17 protein-coding genes are annotated in these 15,919 nt (G+C 50.1%); 5 read left to right on the forward strand and 12 right to left on the reverse strand.

Going from position 1 to position 15,919, the window contains the following annotated elements:
* Nucleotides 1–414 precede the first annotated feature (414 nt).
* Both AC0QH1_RS04535 and AC0QH1_RS04540 read left to right on the forward strand, forming a co-directional pair.
* Nucleotides 415–1,170 (forward strand): class I SAM-dependent methyltransferase, encoded by a 756-nt coding sequence (locus tag AC0QH1_RS04535; protein ID WP_324629704.1) that lies wholly within the window; start codon nt 415–417, stop codon nt 1,168–1,170.
* A gap of 190 nt (nt 1,171–1,360) precedes the next feature.
* Nucleotides 1,361–1,915 (forward strand): pentapeptide repeat-containing protein, encoded by a 555-nt coding sequence (locus AC0QH1_RS04540; RefSeq protein ID WP_324629705.1) that lies wholly within the window; start codon nt 1,361–1,363, stop codon nt 1,913–1,915.
* A gap of 259 nt (nt 1,916–2,174) precedes the next feature.
* Here AC0QH1_RS04540 and bioU read toward each other — a convergent pair whose 3' ends face one another.
* Nucleotides 2,175–3,200 (reverse strand): (S)-8-amino-7-oxononanoate synthase BioU, encoded by a 1,026-nt coding sequence (gene bioU, locus AC0QH1_RS04545; protein WP_324629706.1) that lies wholly within the window; start codon nt 3,198–3,200, stop codon nt 2,175–2,177.
* A gap of 374 nt (nt 3,201–3,574) precedes the next feature.
* On the opposite strand from bioU, the gene AC0QH1_RS04550 reads away from it, so the two are divergent.
* The 3 genes from AC0QH1_RS04550 (at nt 3,575) to AC0QH1_RS04560 (ending at nt 4,699) form a co-directional block, all read left to right on the forward strand.
* A complete protein-coding gene (locus AC0QH1_RS04550) occupies nt 3,575–3,784 on the forward strand; it encodes a DUF2997 domain-containing protein (RefSeq protein WP_324629707.1) in 210 nt (69 codons plus the stop codon).
* Nucleotides 3,785–3,854: 70 nt separating this feature from the next.
* Nucleotides 3,855–4,241: a DUF1257 domain-containing protein gene (locus tag AC0QH1_RS04555; RefSeq protein ID WP_324629708.1), complete on the forward strand. Its 387-nt coding sequence runs from the start codon at nt 3,855–3,857 to the stop codon at nt 4,239–4,241.
* A complete protein-coding gene (locus AC0QH1_RS04560; protein ID WP_324629710.1) occupies nt 4,241–4,699 on the forward strand; it encodes a ferredoxin in 459 nt (152 codons plus the stop codon). Before AC0QH1_RS04555 ends, AC0QH1_RS04560 begins: the two co-directional genes overlap by 1 nt.
* 247 nt (nt 4,700–4,946) lie before the next feature.
* Here the strand turns inward: AC0QH1_RS04560 and AC0QH1_RS04565 are convergent, their stop codons facing one another.
* The 11 genes from AC0QH1_RS04565 to AC0QH1_RS04615 all read right to left on the reverse strand — a co-directional run bounded on the left by AC0QH1_RS04565 (nt 4,947) and on the right by AC0QH1_RS04615 (nt 15,314).
* Entirely contained in the window at nt 4,947–5,126 is a 180-nt protein-coding gene (locus tag AC0QH1_RS04565; RefSeq protein WP_324629711.1) for a hypothetical protein, read from the reverse strand.
* A 42-nt stretch (nt 5,127–5,168) separates the two neighbouring features.
* Nucleotides 5,169–5,765 (reverse strand): hypothetical protein, encoded by a 597-nt coding sequence (locus AC0QH1_RS04570; protein WP_324629712.1) that lies wholly within the window; start codon nt 5,763–5,765, stop codon nt 5,169–5,171.
* A gap of 396 nt (nt 5,766–6,161) precedes the next feature.
* A complete protein-coding gene (locus AC0QH1_RS04575; protein ID WP_324629713.1) occupies nt 6,162–7,283 on the reverse strand; it encodes a type II secretion system F family protein in 1,122 nt (373 codons plus the stop codon).
* A gap of 279 nt (nt 7,284–7,562) precedes the next feature.
* Nucleotides 7,563–8,663, reverse strand: a complete 1,101-nt coding sequence (locus tag AC0QH1_RS04580; protein WP_324629714.1) for a type IV pilus twitching motility protein PilT — start codon at nt 8,661–8,663, stop codon at nt 7,563–7,565.
* A gap of 198 nt (nt 8,664–8,861) precedes the next feature.
* On the reverse strand, nt 8,862–10,877 hold the full coding sequence (locus AC0QH1_RS04585; RefSeq protein ID WP_324629715.1) for a GspE/PulE family protein: 2,016 nt from the start codon (nt 10,875–10,877) through the stop codon (nt 8,862–8,864).
* 100 nt (nt 10,878–10,977) lie between these two features.
* Entirely contained in the window at nt 10,978–11,130 is a 153-nt protein-coding gene (locus tag AC0QH1_RS04590) for a hypothetical protein (protein ID WP_324629716.1), read from the reverse strand.
* Between the two features lie 1,192 nt (nt 11,131–12,322).
* On the reverse strand, nt 12,323–12,568 hold the full coding sequence (locus AC0QH1_RS04595) for a hypothetical protein (protein ID WP_324629717.1): 246 nt from the start codon (nt 12,566–12,568) through the stop codon (nt 12,323–12,325).
* 465 nt (nt 12,569–13,033) lie between these two features.
* Nucleotides 13,034–13,258, reverse strand: a complete 225-nt coding sequence (locus AC0QH1_RS04600; RefSeq protein WP_324629719.1) for a hypothetical protein — start codon at nt 13,256–13,258, stop codon at nt 13,034–13,036.
* Between the two features lie 201 nt (nt 13,259–13,459).
* Nucleotides 13,460–14,269, reverse strand: a complete 810-nt coding sequence (locus AC0QH1_RS04605) for a uracil-DNA glycosylase family protein (RefSeq protein ID WP_324629721.1) — start codon at nt 14,267–14,269, stop codon at nt 13,460–13,462.
* A gap of 273 nt (nt 14,270–14,542) precedes the next feature.
* Nucleotides 14,543–15,046, reverse strand: coding sequence for a hypothetical protein (locus tag AC0QH1_RS04610; RefSeq protein ID WP_324629722.1), 504 nt, complete (start codon nt 15,044–15,046; stop codon nt 14,543–14,545).
* Nucleotides 15,047–15,125: 79 nt separating this feature from the next.
* Nucleotides 15,126–15,314: a hypothetical protein gene (locus tag AC0QH1_RS04615; RefSeq protein ID WP_324629723.1), complete on the reverse strand. Its 189-nt coding sequence runs from the start codon at nt 15,312–15,314 to the stop codon at nt 15,126–15,128.
* Nucleotides 15,315–15,919 lie beyond the last annotated feature (605 nt).

Consider the following 15,919-nt stretch of genomic DNA (forward strand, 5'->3'; position numbering starts at 1 on the left):
TTGACAAAAAAAGTGGCGAGCTGCTAGAATGAAACGGATGGGGCAGGCAGGGCGTTTAAGCATTGCACAAATTGCTTTACGGTCCTGCCTCGCCCATCGAGCTTCACTTCTGATTATAGCACCTTTATTTTTTTTAGAGCGGTTAGGGGCTTGCTTTGGATAAGTTCTCAGAAAATCCCTGGGACGATTGGGAAACAGCGATGCAGTCTCGCCGATCGCCGGTTCAAGAGTGGAGAACCCCCATCCGGCATGTCATTATCTCCTGACAACATCGGCGATCGCGCGGTCAAAAATGCTAACGTCTGAAAAACCGACGATCGCCCTGGGAGGGCAACCAGAGGGAGGTGGGGTATTTAACCCACCCTCTACTCCGGCATTGTCCGCCAATTGATGTTGTTTGTCAATTTCTGGATAATGAAAAAATCGCGCAATTTCTTAAAATTCATTGCTCTATTTTTCTCCCTACTGGTGTTGGGCGTAATGCTCAATGGCTGTGGCACAGACATGAAAACCGCAGCGGAATCGGGAACGATTTATCAGCACAAAACGATTCCCAGTTCCGATGGCATAGGCAAGATTTACATGGGGCGAGAAATTGCTAAAGTAATGGGACATCGAGGTGCAGCCTGGTTAGAAAGAGACAGCAGAGAACGGGAGGAAAAGCCATCCTTGCTGCGGGAGGCGCTGGAGTTGAAAAGAACCGATATTGTCGCCGATATTGGAGCGGGAACCGGCTATATCAGCTTTCAAATGAGCGAAATGGTGCCGGAGGGAAAGGTGCTGGCGGTGGACATTCAGCCGGAAATGCTCGATATTCTCGAAGGGTTAAAAAAAGAAAAGCAGATAACTAATGTAGAGACTATTTTAGGGAGCGAAACGAATCCGAATTTACCGGAATCGACGATTGATTTAGGAATCATGGTGGATGCGTATCACGAGTTCAATTATCCACGAGAAATGATGGAGGGAATTGTGAAGGCACTCAAACCGGATGGGAGAGTGGTGTTGGTGGAATATCGGGGGGAAAATCCGTTGCTGATGATTAAGCGGTTGCATAAGATGACGCAAAAGCAGGTGAAGAAAGAAATGGAAGCGGTGGGGTTGCAGTGGCGAGGAACGAAAGAGATGTTACCAAAGCAGCATGTGATGATTTTCGAGAAACAGGCATGAAGGCGATCGCGCTTTTGGGTTTGCGAGGGTCAATTTCGCCAAACCGAGGGGGAATCGGGGGAAGTGGGCGCAGGGGAAGCGATCGCGTTACTGCAGGAGAATTGTTAAACAAAACTAAGCATATCGGGTTGTCGGTGCGTTGTTCTGAGAAAATTGAATTGGAAGAGCTAGAAAAACTGATAATATTGCTATGGATGCCAAAGAACTTCTAGACCGTTATGCCGCAGGAGAGCGGAACTTCCGCGACATCGATTTGTTTCGTGCCGATTTGAACAATGCGGAGTTGAGTGGTGCCAGTTTCTTTCGGGTAGAGTTATTTGGTGCCAATTTGTTCCGGGCTAAATTAATCGGGGCAAATTTCTTCCGCGCTTCCTTAATTGGGGCAAACCTGTATTGTGCCAACCTCAGTGGTGCCAACCTCAGTGGTGCCAATTTGACGGGGGCGAATCTCAGTGGTGCTGACTTAAGCGGGGCGGATCTCAGCGATGCGGATTTGGGCGGTGCGGATCTCAGTTATGCGATTGTCAATTATGCGGATCTGACGCAATCCAATCTGTTTCGGGCGCTATTCGTGGATGCTCAACTGAAGCATACCAAATTTACCGGGGCGCGGTTGCGCGCTACCAATTTTAATGGGGCGATGGTGGAAAATGCGACATTCGATCGCGTGGTGGGATTGTCGGAGGAGACAAAAACTAGCTTAAGCGATCGCGGTGCCATTTTTGCCGTGGCGGTTCAATCCTAAAGGCGATCGCACCCCATCAGGCGATCGGGGGCGCAGCAGGGTAACGCCACGGGCGAAGTTACGCGATCGCCCATCCCGTCAAAGGGCACGGCATTGCCGTGCCCTTACAGCTTACTGCCTTGTTTCAGTGGTTTTTTCCGTTTTTATGCAAAGTGCCAGAAAAGTGATATATAACTGGCAGTCCGCCCCGGTAAAGAGAAAGGGGAACGAGAGCGATCGCATCTTTCTCTGGTTCTCACATAAAGCGAGAGGGCCTGGATTACTTGACAAACAGGGGCATCACTTCAGCCGAAGTCAGCAAACCGTAAAAGCCGCGTTGGTGCAAGCGGATCCCTGCCTTGAGATAGCCGAAAGCCGGACCGCAGACATTTGCCGCCATACTGGTTTCATCGCCCAAAGTAAACGTATGGGTAGAAATCTTGCCCTCAAAGGTCCGACCGGTGATATTGACATGGGTGCTGAGGGGTTTTTGCGGGTTGCGGGTATCCACCACACCGCCAACAGACACGCGATCGCGCGCACAAATGCCAGCCAATTCTAGCATAATATCATCGGCGTGTTCCATATTTTCCAAAGTCAGCTTGCCCTCAGTGCGATCCAACAGCGCCGCCACCTCTTCATCGCTCATCGCCATTGCGGAGTCCACATTATATCCCGGCATGTGGGCGATATCCTCGCGAATCGTGGCGCGATATGCCTCCCAATTGGCAATTCCCACCCCGAAAGTAATTTTTACCTGGTGAACTTCCGCGTAGCTTTGCGCTGCTAAAGATGCCGCCGCCGTCAGCAATCCCGGGGTTGCGCCGCAACCGGTCATGTAAGTGATGCCTGCATCTGCCAACTCCGCTTGCAGTTCCAACAACTGTTCCACCGCACTAGTGCGCTTCAGGGCATCCACGAGAACCCCGCGCCAACCGGAGGCGATAAACTGGCGCACCACCGATGCCATAAAGGTATTGGGCAGATTGGGCAATGCCAGAAAATACCCATCCACCGGCGATCGCTGAATTAACTCGGCGATGCTATCGGTGCTGAGGGTGCCACCGGGGTCTAGATAGCCCAAGGATCCTTGTTGATGGTAGGTGGTAATGCATGCATCGGGGTTTAAGCCGTCGGGGTGGTAGGCGAAACCTTTTTTATCCGCCGCCGCCACCCAAGTCATTTCCGCTTTGGGGGCGAGGACCCGCGCGGCGGCTTGCCCCAAGCCACCAAAACCGAGAACCCCCACGCGCAGGGGAGTTTGGGGAGTGTCTTGGCGGGCGATCGCTGGCTTAGAAGTTGTCATATCCTTCGCGCTCCAATATGGATTCGTTCAACTACACAGATCTTTTATTATCCAGCTTTCGCCGGGGTTTGGCTCCTTGAATTTTCCTCGATTCTTGAAGCCCCTCCCCTGCCAGACCCCCGCCCCTCAAAATCCTTGACTGATTTCAAACGTTACGCGAAACTTAACTCATACTGAGTATGGTACTCTAGAACTTACTAATTTTTGTTAAGCTTTAACCCAATACGATCCCATTGGTCACAAGACATTTAATGACCAACCCGAATGACCCACCCGGAGCGCAAGTCACGGACTTGCGAACCACCAACGGCATCACCAGCCTAGCAGGGGATGTCGGGGTATGAATTAAACCAACGACTAAGGCAGCCTAGAGCATGGAAACACTCGAATTTGTCATCTACCCCGATGGCCGAGTTCAGGAAAAAGTCACTGGCATTGTCGGTGCATCCTGTGCAGAGGTCACGGCGGCAATTGAAGCCCAACTCGGAGAAGTGCTCAAACAAGAACCAACCTCCGAATACTTCGCCTCAGTGGTAGAGCAGACTGCTACCGCCACCACCCAGGCAACTTGGAGCGAATGGTAAGTTTTCGTCACCGGGCGAAAACTGTTGATTGTCAAATGGTCCATTTAGTTACGTCAGGAAATAAGTTACTATGTCTCATTTCAGCCAAATCAAAACCCAGATTCGCAATCTGACCTCCTTGCAAACTGCTTTAACTGACATGGGGATCGACTGGAAAGGCGGTCCGAGAGAGGTACGCGGCTACCAGGGTCAAACCCACAATGCTGACGTCACCATCGAGCAAGACAACGGTTTTGACATCGGTTTTTACTGGAACGGTCAAGAATACGAATTGGTGGCCGATTTGCAATATTGGCAGCAAAAATGGACCGTCAATCGGTTTATCAATGAAGTGACTCAACGGTATGCTTACCAAACCGTGGTCAGCGAAACCGCCAAGCAAGGATTTCAAATTGCCGAAAAACAAAAAAATCAAGATGGTTCTATCCGTCTCGTGTTGCAACGTTGGGCAAGCTAATGGCTGATTTTTCAGAACTAGACACCAATGAAACTCCCGAACGTTCGGGTTTGGAACCGGAGTTAGGGGGGGTGTTGCGCGACGAAGGGGAACGTTCTGGTTTAGAGCCAGAATTAGGCGGTACCCTGCGCCAAAATGGGGTTTATGTGGATGAACCTACCTGCATTGGCTGCAAGCACTGCGCCCACGTCGCCCGCAATACCTTTTACATCGAACCAGATTACGGACGTTCCCGGGTAATTCGCCAGGATGGGGATCCCGAAGAGGTGATTCAAGAAGCGATCGACACCTGTCCGGTAGACTGCATCCATTGGGTGGATTACACGGAACTCAAACAATTAGAAGCAGAACGCCAATTTCAGGTGATTCCGGTGGTGGGATATCCAGTGGAACAGGGTGTTTCTGCAGTGGCCAGTCGCCGGAAAAAAGAAAGCGCAAAGCGCCGGAAAAAACGCTGAACTGGGAAGAGAAAGCGATCGCAATTGCGACGTTTCTAGAGGAGCAACTCCGTCACCTAGCATGGATGAATCTATCGTTTCATGCTCTGGAGCAAACCTCAACAGCTTCGGGCTGTTGGGGTTTTTTATTGGGCGCTGGTGGCGGCTTCCCGGAATGGCTAAATCCTGGCGCGCCGAATCTGAGGGTTAAGCTTAAAAAGCGATCGCAAATTGTCGGCTTTTGGGTTGGGTTTAGCCATAGTTGTTGTTAATGGTTACTATAGCATTTACCTTGGTTTTTGCGAAAATTGTCCTTCGGGGAGGGGGAAAGGGAGGGGAAATGGTCGGTGGCGCGATCGCCTTTGTCAGAATGCTCAGTGTTCGTGCAGCCAAGTGGCGGTGAATGCACTGTGGCGGTCAGGATATGAGCGATCGCCCCGTTTCCCATTTCCGATTCCCTCCTCCTCGGAGTATTCTACCGTGCCGTGTTTTAATCCTCGTGGGGGCTAAGCACTTCTTCTGAGGGTTCCTCGGGTTGCTCCTCTTGGGGGATGGAACTCATCCGCTGAACCACAAACGGGAGTGCTGCGCCCTTCAATCCGCGTTGAATGCGTTCCGGGGTGTCTTCAAAAATCACAAACAGGGGATAGATGCGATCGGATCCTTCGCCGATAATGTACTGGTAGCGCAGGGGCATTAACCATTCATAGCCGTGGGAGAGCCACATTTGGGTGTGTCGCCAACGACGCAGCAGATCGGAAAAATCTTCTTCCGGGCGATGAATAAAGATAAAAATTTCCACACCCAATTTAACTTTCCAATCCGGATCGCACATTAAAATCGCCACATCGCAGGGTAGGGAAATGACTTCCCCGGAACTGACCGTATATCCGGGGGTCGGTGTTGCCGAAATCGATTCGCGAATCCGGATATTTGGTAATGGAATGGGAATGACGCTTTCTTTCGGGCGGCGCATACTCGGAATCATTTCCAAGTAGGAGCGATATTGCTTCAGAAGCGCGATCGCGCTGGTGCTGTTACTATATTCGGAGAGCAACTGTTCGTAATGGTATGGTTTAACAGGCATTGTCTTTGAATAAGTGGTAACTTCATCAATTGCATTCGTGCCGAGCATTTGTACCTGACAAAAACCTAGGAGGTTTTTGGGCTTTAAGTCAGGGTCGCATTAGCCTATTCAATTGTTTTCAACTGTAAGGGTGAATCGAGGCACTGGGTTGAATGATTTAGGGGTGGGCGCGCGCTAAAAATTATAGAAATTTGTAGAGACATTTTCGGGGAAAAGACTCCATTGAAAGTGTTGCCCGATGTCACTGCTTTCCGCGCTTTTTCCCTTTCCAGAACCCAGCCATACCAGGAGTTGAAGTCCGAGGCTTTCCAGTAGCATATCAGGATGGAAAGCCGGACATTCTTCCCGTTCTTTCCCTTCCAATAAAGGGGAGAACCATCTGGCAATTTAGATTCCTTAGCCTAACTTTTCAAATACCGCAAACATCGGCAGATACATCGACATCAAAATCGAACCCACCAAGCCGGCAATCCCCACCATCATAATCGGTTCTAGGGTGCTGGTCAGACCTTTAACCGCTTGTTCCACTTCATCTTCGTAGAAATCCCCGACTTTAGCGAGCATTTTGTCGATTTCCCCGGTTTCTTCCCCAATTCTCATCATGGAGATAGCCATCGCGGGAAACACATTTTCGCGCTCAAAGGCTTCGGTTAAGCTGCCCCCTTGTTCCACTTCTTTTTGGGCGTTTAAAATCGCATTGGAAATTACTTTATTCCCGGCGGTACGGGCGACAATTTCAAAGCAGGTCAGCATGGGCACGCCCGCCCCCGTTAACATGGAAAAGGTACCGCAGAACCGAGCTACGGCGGTGAGTTTGATGAGCGGACCGATGATGGGCAAGTTCAAGTACATGCGATCGCAAAGCAAGCGACCTTGCGGCGTTTTGTAAAAGGTTTTGTACGCCCATACCACCACCACAATCCCCACCACGAGAGACCCCAATTTAATCGGGGTTCTGAAAAATTCGCTAATCGAGAGCATCAATACGGTAAATGCCGGCAGTTCTGCCCCGAGTTCTTCAAAAATACCGGCAAATGTGGGCAACAGAAAGGTGGTCATGCCAAAAAACACCAACACGGCAATGGTGCCCACAGCTTTCGGATAAGAAGATGCGGACTTAATGTGGTTTTGCAGTTTCGCGGACTTTTCCAGAGCGGTTGCCAAACGGTTGAGCACCATGTCAAGCACCCCACCAATTTCCCCAGACTGCACCATCGCGCAGTACAGGTCATCAAAAATGTCGGGAAATTTAGCCATCGACTCTGACAGGGGAACCCCGGTTTCGATGTCCCCTTTAATGCTCCGCAAGGCTTTTTTTAGCTTAGCATTTTCCGAGGTTTCCGACAACATGCCGATCGCTTTCATCAGCGCCACCCCGGAGTTAAACATCACCGCAAGCTGACGGGAAAACACGGCTTTATCTTTCACCGTAATCGTAGCTAGGGCGACATTGAGATTCTCTTCAAATTCCGCCCAATCAAAGCCTTTCTTTTTATCCTCAATTACGTTAGTAGACATCTCTAACCTCTGTGTGTTTTCGGGGGTGTTATTTCCCCGCTTTTTCAATTCTGAGTTTTCAGTTTTTTGTCGTTATAAGTCGTTCGGGTTGGGTTCGGATTGCTGCCTTGGTTTTCGTTGTCCCTAACACTAGCGTACCGCAGGGGTAGTTGCGATCGCAGGGGTTGCGGGCGATCGCTGTTGTGACGGAAACCATAGACCAGTCACAGCGATCGCGACTCTTCCCAGGGGAGTACCCCTCGCCACCCCCAGGCATTTGAGGGAATAAAACCCGCCGACTTAACGAGAAGCCTTTGCTTTAGCCGCTGAAGGTGCCGGCCCGATCAAGCGTTCCAGTTCGTCGGGTTTCACCGCTTTACCCATTGCGTTTTCCCAGGTAATCTTGCCATCTTTGTAATGTTTGGCTAACGCCATTTCCATCGTCTGCATCCCCAAACGACCCCCAGTTTGGATCATCGAGTAAAGCTGAGCGGTTTTGCCTTCTTTAATCAAGTTGCCAATCCCCGCCGTATTGATGAGCAATTCCTGGGCGCAAACGCGACCCCCCCCAATCTTGCGGATCAAGTTTTGGCTGCAGATGCCTACCAACGAAGTCCCCATCTGGGCGCGAATTTGGGGCTTGACTTCTGGGGGGAACACGTCGAGCATCCGGTCTACCGTCCCCGATGCCGAGTTCGTGTGCAAAGTCCCCATCACCAAGTGACCGGTTTCGGCGGCGGACACGGCGAGAGAAATCGTTTCAAAGTCGCGCATTTCTCCCACCAGAATCACGTCCGGGTCTTGCCGCAACGCGCCTTTCAGGGCGTTGGAAAAGCTCTTGGTGTCTTCCCCTTTTTGCCGTTGGTGGAACAAGCTCTTGATGTTGGGGAACACGTACTCGATCGGGTCTTCCACGGTCAGGATATGTTCCGATCGCGTCCGGTTAATTAAATCCAACAAAGCCGCCATCGTGGTGGTTTTCCCGGACCCGGTTTGCCCGGTGACCAGCAACATTCCCCGAGGCCGTTCTGTCAATTCCCGCAGCACCATCGGAATCCCCAGCTTATCGGCATTGGGAATCGTAGACCCCAAAGCTCGCAAGCAAGAGGCCCAGCAGCCCCTTTCCCGGTAAACGTTCACCCGGAAGCGGGCCAATCCTTTCACCCCATAGGCGCAGTCTAAATCCCAATTCTGTTCTAGGGTCTTGCGCTGCTGGTTGTTGAGCATCTGGAAAATCAGTTGCTGCGTCTCCTCTGGGGCAAGACTTTCGCCAAACTGTGGCTGTGGGGTCAGTTCACCGCTGAGGCGGAAGAATATCGGCGCACCCGCCTGAATATGGATATCGGAGCCTCCTTGCTCCACGAGGGACTCCATCACATCTTCAATGACCAGACCTGGCATAGCTGTATTATCTCCGAAACGCTTTGTTTAGATTTTATGTGAACTCATCTGACGCAACAATCTCCAGCTAACCGCTAGCCGCTTTTCCCGGCGCGGGTTAAGCGGTAAAAATGCATTGAATTTGCCAGCCGCTAGAGAATCCGGAAGGGTCTGTTGCTACAGTTTCGGGTAAACTGCATTGACCCTCCATTGCCGGATTTAGTCTTGGAAGCGAGGGGTCAAGCAGTAGGGACAGTCCATCCATTCCTGCTGCAAGCCAGCGCCGCAAGTTTTGCACGTCAGGCTGCTCTTGCGTTTGGCTTTCATTTCGGCCTCGAGACCGGAGTCGGTAAAGGTGACGCGCTCGACTTCTTCAAAGGTGGTATAGCCTTCGCGCACCAGATTGATGCTGTAAGCCAGCAGGGTGAGCATTCCTTCTTCCACGGCGGCTTCTTTAATCCGCTCGGTGGGCGCACCTTGAGAAATTAAGGTTTGCAGGTTTTCGGTGACTTTCAAAACTTCGTAAACCCCGACGCGCCCTTTATATCCGTTCCCGCCGCATTTCGGGCACAAGTTGCCGGCGTCTTGAGCGGCTTTGCGATCGCCTGGGGCGATGGTGTTGGCTTTGTAGAAGGTGACTTCGGATTCGCGAGAAGCGGCTAAACCGAACCGCGCCAGTTCTTCGGGAGTGGGGGTATAGGCGACGCGACATTCGCTACAAACTCGCCGCATCAAGCGCTGCGCCAATACGCCAATCAGGGACCCCGCGACCATAAATGGTTCGACTCCCATTTCGTCTAAGCGGGCGATCGCCCCGGCGGCGTCGTTGGTGTGCAGGGTAGTTAGCACCAAGTGTCCGGTGAGGGCTGCTTCAATTGCGGTTTTTGCGGTCTCTTTGTCCCGGGTCTCACCCACCAGAATGATGTCGGGGTCTTGCCGCATGAATGCCCGCAATAAGTTGGTAAAGTCTAACCCTTTCGCCCGAATGACCTGGCACTGGGTAATCCCGGGCAAGGCATACTCGATCGGGTCTTCTGCGGTACTGATGTTCACTGCCGGATCGTTGCGTTCGGCTAACACGGAGTACAGGGAGGTTGATTTCCCCGAACCGGTCGGCCCGGTCACCAAAATCAGCCCAAAGGGACGACTGGCCATTTCTCGCACGGTGGCGAGGGTTTCTTCATTGGTGATTAATTTGTCTAACCCTAACTGGGTGGAGGAGTTGTCCAAAATCCGCAAACAGAGTTTCTCTCCGTAGCGCGAAGGCAAACAGTTCACCCGGAAGTCTACGGTGCGCCCTTGGAAGATTCGCCGGATCCGTCCGTCTTGGGCGTTGCGCCGTTCGGCAATATCTAGGTCGGAAATGATTTTGAAGCGCGAGGTCAATGCAGGAGTAATTTTCTTCGGCAGTTTGCCAAATTCATGCAGTACCCCGTCTTTTCTCATCCGAATCCGCAAAAATTCTTCTTGCGGTTCTACGTGGATGTCGGATACGCCGTCGGATAGGGCTTTGGCCAAGATTTTGTTCACCGTGTTGATAATCGGTGCATCGTTGGCTCCCCGCAAGGCGGCATCCAGGTTCATTTCCTCGCTCTCTTCGGGAGCCTCGTCGAGGGATTCGCCTTCTGCGGTTTCAAATGCATCGGCACTCAGGCTTAAATCGAGTTTGTTGGCTTCTGCGGTTTTGGCCTGTTGCTCTTTAGCTTTTTCGTCGGAATATTCCCCAAGTAGCTTTTGATAGTCTTCTTGGGTGATGACCAGTCGCTTGATGCTCACTCCAGAGGGCCGCAAAATCCGAGTCAAATCGTCGAGGGCGGCTAAGTTGTCCGGATCTACCATCCCGATGGACACTGAGGGCGGTTGGGTCTCGTTGCGCTCGATGGGCACGATCTGATGCCGACGACAGGTGTCTATGGGAATTAGCTTTTCGAGCAGTTCCCCAACTTGTTCGACGGAAATTTCCTTGATTTCGGGATCTACGGCTTCTACTCCGTAGATGATTTTGAGCTCAAAAAGCTGCTGTTTTTTATATTGACGCAGCAGTTCGGGGGTCAGTTCTTTTCCCGTAATCTTTTCGAGTACCTCGGTCAGAGGTTGCCCCGTCTTCTGGCTTTCTGCATGGGCGCGTTGCACTTGCTCGCGATCGGCATATCCGCTTTGTATTAGCTTGTTGCCAAAGGGCGAAAAGTTATTTTGTACGACTAGGGCACGCCTCTGAGATGCGAAGTTAGTCATGGCTTGTCCAGTAGATATCCTTTTGTTTACAGTATTCCCAAATCTCTGGGATGATGCGATCGCAGTTTATGGACTCGATTGAATCTCGATCCCCTACCTGCTATCCAGGGGCCTTGGCTCCACTGCCCCTTTCCTCACTTGGGTTCGATCGCCCCGCCGCGATCTCGCCGACTACCTCTGCACCACCCTGAGCTTCCACGTCGGTTTTTAACTCCGCGTTCCGAAAGCTTTTTCCCTCTTCTTTCCCTATCATCACTGCCTCCGTTTTGCAAGCTCATCATTCGGGTAATGCTCAATAGACTCCACGCGATCGCCCGTTTGCTCAATCTGAACCCTTTATTCTGCGATCATAGCTTTTTCATCCTCATAAAGGCAGATGACTCGGATATATTAGGGTTGATGGGGCTTCACAACCCCCACCTCCCATTCAGAACCGGACATGAGACTTTCACCTCATCCGGCTCCTAACATCCGTTGCCTTTGTCATAGGCACCCTTTTTGAGGACTTGGCTTCTTGAATTTCTCTGCTTTATCCGTTGTTCGTAGTCTTTCAACTCGCTATCGGCGTTCAACAGATACTCAGTCACAAAACCTTCCACGAATGCCTGAACCCGTCAGCTTATCCCATACCCATTACAGGTAGGCAGAAAGCTTCTGACCCAATCTTTTCCCCGCATGGACATGCGCTTACACTTATCACTACTCAGTTATTGGCTGAGAGTCCACGTCGGGTTATCTCGTTCCATCATCTGGGGTGTTATGCCGACGCCTCCATCTTTTCCCCGAGGTACTTTTGCTTGTCTGTGTCAGTGGCTCAAATACACCCTGACCTTTCCCTTTGCCCGTTTTGGGCGCGGCGTAACATCCACTTTCGCCGCTTAGTCGTTACGAGGGTTCAAGCCGATGATTTGCTGTTGCTAGACTTAAGCATTTGGCAGTGGTCGGTTACAACGGGTATTGGCTTACCCTGCCCGCCTTCCGTTCCCCGCTTCACTCATTAGGTTGTGAATCTAATAAGTGGGGGTGGCTATCGCCGTTGCTCTCGGGAATTGTTAAATTTTGTTAAAATTCTCCAATTCCTTTGACTTGGAGCCTGCTGACCTGAGATTTGGTAACGGCTGTTGCCGTTTTCCTCTTTGGCATTTCAGCCTTGACTTTTGCAGGAACGATTCGCACATTTGGCTCTACTATAACCTCGATCCCCCTCCCTCGATCTCTCCCTTGCCACCCCAACCCCTTCCATCTTCCCCCTCCTCCCCTCTCAAGCATTACTTTATGTCTTATTAGCTATTTAGCGATGCAATGCTTCTACCTTTACCCTCGGGCTTATCTGCGTTCCCTCACCCAATTCGCGATTCTGAAATTCGCGATTCCCTATATGAGCAATGTCCCAAAAGAAAAATCACCCTCGGGTGATTTTTCTCGGGTTTAAGGAGTTGTAGAAATTAATTTTTCACTCCTTGGGATTCCGAACCAGATTTCGCTGATTTGTCTAAATAAATCCGCTCTAGTGCCAGAACCAAGAGAGTAATCACTAGCTTTAAAATCCAAGGTGACAGCACAAAACCACCTATCAAGCAGATGACCGCAGTTGCGATAGCGAGAATGCTTGTGATGTCTTCTGAGGCTTTTTGAAACACCCGCATTGCAGCCAAGGCCAACAACAGTGGAATTAAGTACATCGGAAACATAAGCATCACCTATTGAGCGAGGGTCGAGGTAGAATCGAAAGCTTTTAAAATATCTGCAATGTTTGTCACAGTTTTAGGTTATCACGCTCAACCCACTCTATAAAGTATCCTAGATGACATTTCCGAAATTTATTGGTTTTTTTTTAGATTTGAGGGCAACCTTTTGCCACGATCTGGCGGTTGCTGGTAAAATTTATATAATTTATTCTCATCGGTCACTTTAATAATGCTATAAATTCCCCGAGGATAAGCGGGAAAATAAAAGGAGAAGCGTGGCTATCTCTACCCAATGATAGATGCGCTTCGGAGTGGAAGCGATCGCGGGTCTCGACTGGGTGAAATCCCCCGGAAATTTGCTGACATCGGGCAAGCAATCGAACGTGGAGTGTCCGATTCGCTATTCTGGAAACCCGGTAAAATTCAGAGATAGGTTGCTAAAAAGATGCGTTTAAAAAACAAATTGGTTTACCCCAAGTTTTCCTTACTCGGCATCGAAACATTGCGGGTACTCACCAAAACGGCAATCAGCAGCAAAAATTGGATCTGCCAAGGAGCCACAATGATATCGAAGCAAAAACAGATGGCGAGAATGGCGATCGCCATGATTCTCGGGACCTCTTCTGAGGTATTGAGGTAAAAGCAGGCGGCTGCTAATCCCGTGACTAATGTCATCAAGAATAAACCAAACATCGTTCTTTCCTCCCAGTCGAGGAGCCTGTGCCCCTCAATTGATTAGTCTTTTTTATTTCCTAAATCTAAACTAACACCAAACCTGATGGCTGTGGGTGATGTTAACACGCCAATCAGTGATAAAATTATCACCATCTTTTGCGATCGCGATCGCAAACAATAGCGATCGCGATCGCAACTGGGAGGATGCCAGAACCAGGGTCAGGAAAACACTTGCTGCAAGCGCTCCTGTAGCAACTGCGGAAACTGGGCGTAATATCTTTGGTTGAGGGGGGAAGGATGGGGGAGTGGCAATAGAGTAACGAGTTTTTGGTGCGGATTTCCCTGCGAGTCGGTGGCTTGCAGGGTAACGTCGATGCTGGCACGGTAGCGATCGCTGCGCTGAAAAAATTCCGCGATCGCCCCTTTTGGCCCATAAGGCGCAAACCACTTAAACGCTTCGTTTCCTAGGCTAATAATTTTATCCCCTTGCCAGTACAATACCAGCAATTGCTCCACAAACGGACGAAACCGCTTTTTCACTTTAACCGGATAAGCTTTATTGCCCGGGGGTTTGTAGGGAACCGTGTTGCTCAACAAGACGCGATCGAGTACCGCCTCGAGTTCTCCTTTATCCTGCGTCTGTTTCTCGAAGCAAAAGCGGTAAACCCCTTGGCGCACCAGGGAACCCGCCGCACCGTAAAGCGGTTGACGGGCGCGCACTTCATCTTTTCCTAAGTCTCGCCCGAACACACAGAGAGGACTGTTCAAATTTCCCCCATAGAGAATGGGGTGGGTGGGGTCTAATCCGGCGTTTTGATAAACCGATTCATCTACGGGAAACTCAGCCCCTTGCGCTTCTTGTTGGATTCGCTCGATTAAATTTTGCAGTTCTGACATGGCATCGGTAGTTTTCGATACAGACATAGAGTAAGGTATCGCATTTGAGGACAGCTTGCGAACTGTCCGCATGTTTTCCGATGCCGGATTCAGCAAATCCCCCGGTTCTTCCAGGGTTCTCGGCGATGTCAAACAGCCAAACTCTGAAATGCGATCGCCCTTTTTTGTCCTGTATCACAGAGGCGGGATTCCCTTTCTTTTATGTGGATATTTTTTACCAATTTTTCTAAAACTTTAACTCAAACTTCTTTCAACTGGTGCGGTGCCCAACCAAAATCGCACTCGATAACTCTCCCGAGTGATTTTATTATTTGAAAACTGATTTTGAAGAAAACCAACGAGGACAAATTTACCCCGAACGGCTATTTTAAACCCAGGGGATTGGAGATTATCCCGCACCCGGAGTTAGGCAAGCTGACAAGCAAGCTGTGGTGCCGATGCGTATTCGGAAGCGATGTGAAAGCGAATCGTAGAACCGGCCCAATTTTTGAAATCGGGAGCCAAACGAATGATTTTTTGCATGACTTCATCATTCACCCACAAAACTACGGGAAAGGGAAAATCTTGGCGGAAATTGTCCCGGACGAAATTGGTAGAGGCGAGCAGTTTTTCTAGTTCCACTACTGAGTCCAATCCAAACACCATTAAAGCGGGAGGGGTATTGCCTTCTAGGGTTTCCTGAATGGTGGTGTAAAGCGTACTGACATACGGATGTAAAACTAGCTTTTGAATATGATTTGAAACATTTTCCGGCAAGTAGTTGAGCATTTTTTCCCGGCATGAGGTAGAATTGCAGCAGGCAAAAATCAGGGAAAACTGACCCTGAGAAAGGGTAATGGATCGATGAAGTCGATGCAGCGATCGCTCGTTTGCCGGATCGATTGTTTCACTGGAATAAAATTCCATCATGGCCATTCTCCAATGGGTACAGTTTAGGGGGTTGGTGCCGAGGCGTGGAGGTGCTATTTTCTAGAATCCTCTATTTGGCTTAGGATGTCAGTGACATGGGGTGCTGTAGGGTAGCGATCGCTAACGCTGATGTCAGTGACTTCGATCGCAAAAAACCCAGAACCTTTGCAAGGGTTGAACCTGACGGGAGGCATTGGGAACGCGATCGCGATCGCCCTTCCCCTAGGGGGTCAGGAAAAGTGCCACCCGCACCCTGCATTCCGTGCATTTTGCTTCCCCGTTTTACCCTCTGATGAAAGCATATTTTATTTTACTTCAGGGAAGGTGAAAAGGTAAAGTATTTTTAACTTTTTTTCACATTTGCGTCCAAATTTTGCACTGACAACAGCGGAGAGGGGTTTTCACCGCCAAACCGCCTCGATTTTCTGGGGCTTTTGTCGGTTGGGTCACATTTGATACCTTTACTTTGGGGCATGAAAGGCAAGCAGAAGAGAAAGATTGTTCCAGACTCCTGTCTCAAAACCAGCGCCCATCTGCGTCTGGTTTTTCACCTCTGGTTTAACTTCCCCGATTGTGTATCGGAATCTGGAGAGTTGATTCCAGAAATATCAGTTTGGCGGGAATGAGTTAGGGTTTGACACCTGCAATTTTGCGCCGCTAAATTTATGGCACCCAGACAAATCCGGCGTGATTGCGAGTAAGTTAGTGCTGTAGAGGTTTCCCGGGGGTTTCTTTCCCTAATTATCGTAGAAACGCGATTAATCGCATTTCTACAGCAATCGTTCAGAGGCACCCAATCTGTAGGAAATTAGCTTCATATAAAACCCCACTGAAAGCAAGCGTGCCAACTGGGTTGGTTTAGTGTCAATTTAT

Source organism: Phormidium sp. CCY1219 (assembly GCF_055795085.1).

Coding starts and splice junctions, on each gene's coding strand:
- AC0QH1_RS04535 (WP_324629704.1), top strand. CDS start 415: ATGAAAAAATCGCGCAATTTCTTAAAATTCATTGCTCTATTTTTCTCC.
- AC0QH1_RS04540 (WP_324629705.1), top strand. CDS start 1,361: ATGGATGCCAAAGAACTTCTAGACCGTTATGCCGCAGGAGAGCGGAAC.
- bioU (WP_324629706.1), bottom strand. CDS start 3,200: ATGACAACTTCTAAGCCAGCGATCGCCCGCCAAGACACTCCCCAAACT.
- AC0QH1_RS04550 (WP_324629707.1), top strand. CDS start 3,575: ATGGAAACACTCGAATTTGTCATCTACCCCGATGGCCGAGTTCAGGAA.
- AC0QH1_RS04555 (WP_324629708.1), top strand. CDS start 3,855: ATGTCTCATTTCAGCCAAATCAAAACCCAGATTCGCAATCTGACCTCC.
- AC0QH1_RS04560 (WP_324629710.1), top strand. CDS start 4,241: ATGGCTGATTTTTCAGAACTAGACACCAATGAAACTCCCGAACGTTCG.
- AC0QH1_RS04565 (WP_324629711.1), bottom strand. CDS start 5,126: ATGGGAAACGGGGCGATCGCTCATATCCTGACCGCCACAGTGCATTCA.
- AC0QH1_RS04570 (WP_324629712.1), bottom strand. CDS start 5,765: ATGCCTGTTAAACCATACCATTACGAACAGTTGCTCTCCGAATATAGT.
- AC0QH1_RS04575 (WP_324629713.1), bottom strand. CDS start 7,283: ATGTCTACTAACGTAATTGAGGATAAAAAGAAAGGCTTTGATTGGGCG.
- AC0QH1_RS04580 (WP_324629714.1), bottom strand. CDS start 8,663: ATGCCAGGTCTGGTCATTGAAGATGTGATGGAGTCCCTCGTGGAGCAA.
- AC0QH1_RS04585 (WP_324629715.1), bottom strand. CDS start 10,877: ATGACTAACTTCGCATCTCAGAGGCGTGCCCTAGTCGTACAAAATAAC.
- AC0QH1_RS04590 (WP_324629716.1), bottom strand. CDS start 11,130: ATGATAGGGAAAGAAGAGGGAAAAAGCTTTCGGAACGCGGAGTTAAAA.
- AC0QH1_RS04595 (WP_324629717.1), bottom strand. CDS start 12,568: ATGTTTCCGATGTACTTAATTCCACTGTTGTTGGCCTTGGCTGCAATG.
- AC0QH1_RS04600 (WP_324629719.1), bottom strand. CDS start 13,258: ATGTTTGGTTTATTCTTGATGACATTAGTCACGGGATTAGCAGCCGCC.
- AC0QH1_RS04610 (WP_324629722.1), bottom strand. CDS start 15,046: ATGATGGAATTTTATTCCAGTGAAACAATCGATCCGGCAAACGAGCGA.
- AC0QH1_RS04615 (WP_324629723.1), bottom strand. CDS start 15,314: ATGCACGGAATGCAGGGTGCGGGTGGCACTTTTCCTGACCCCCTAGGG.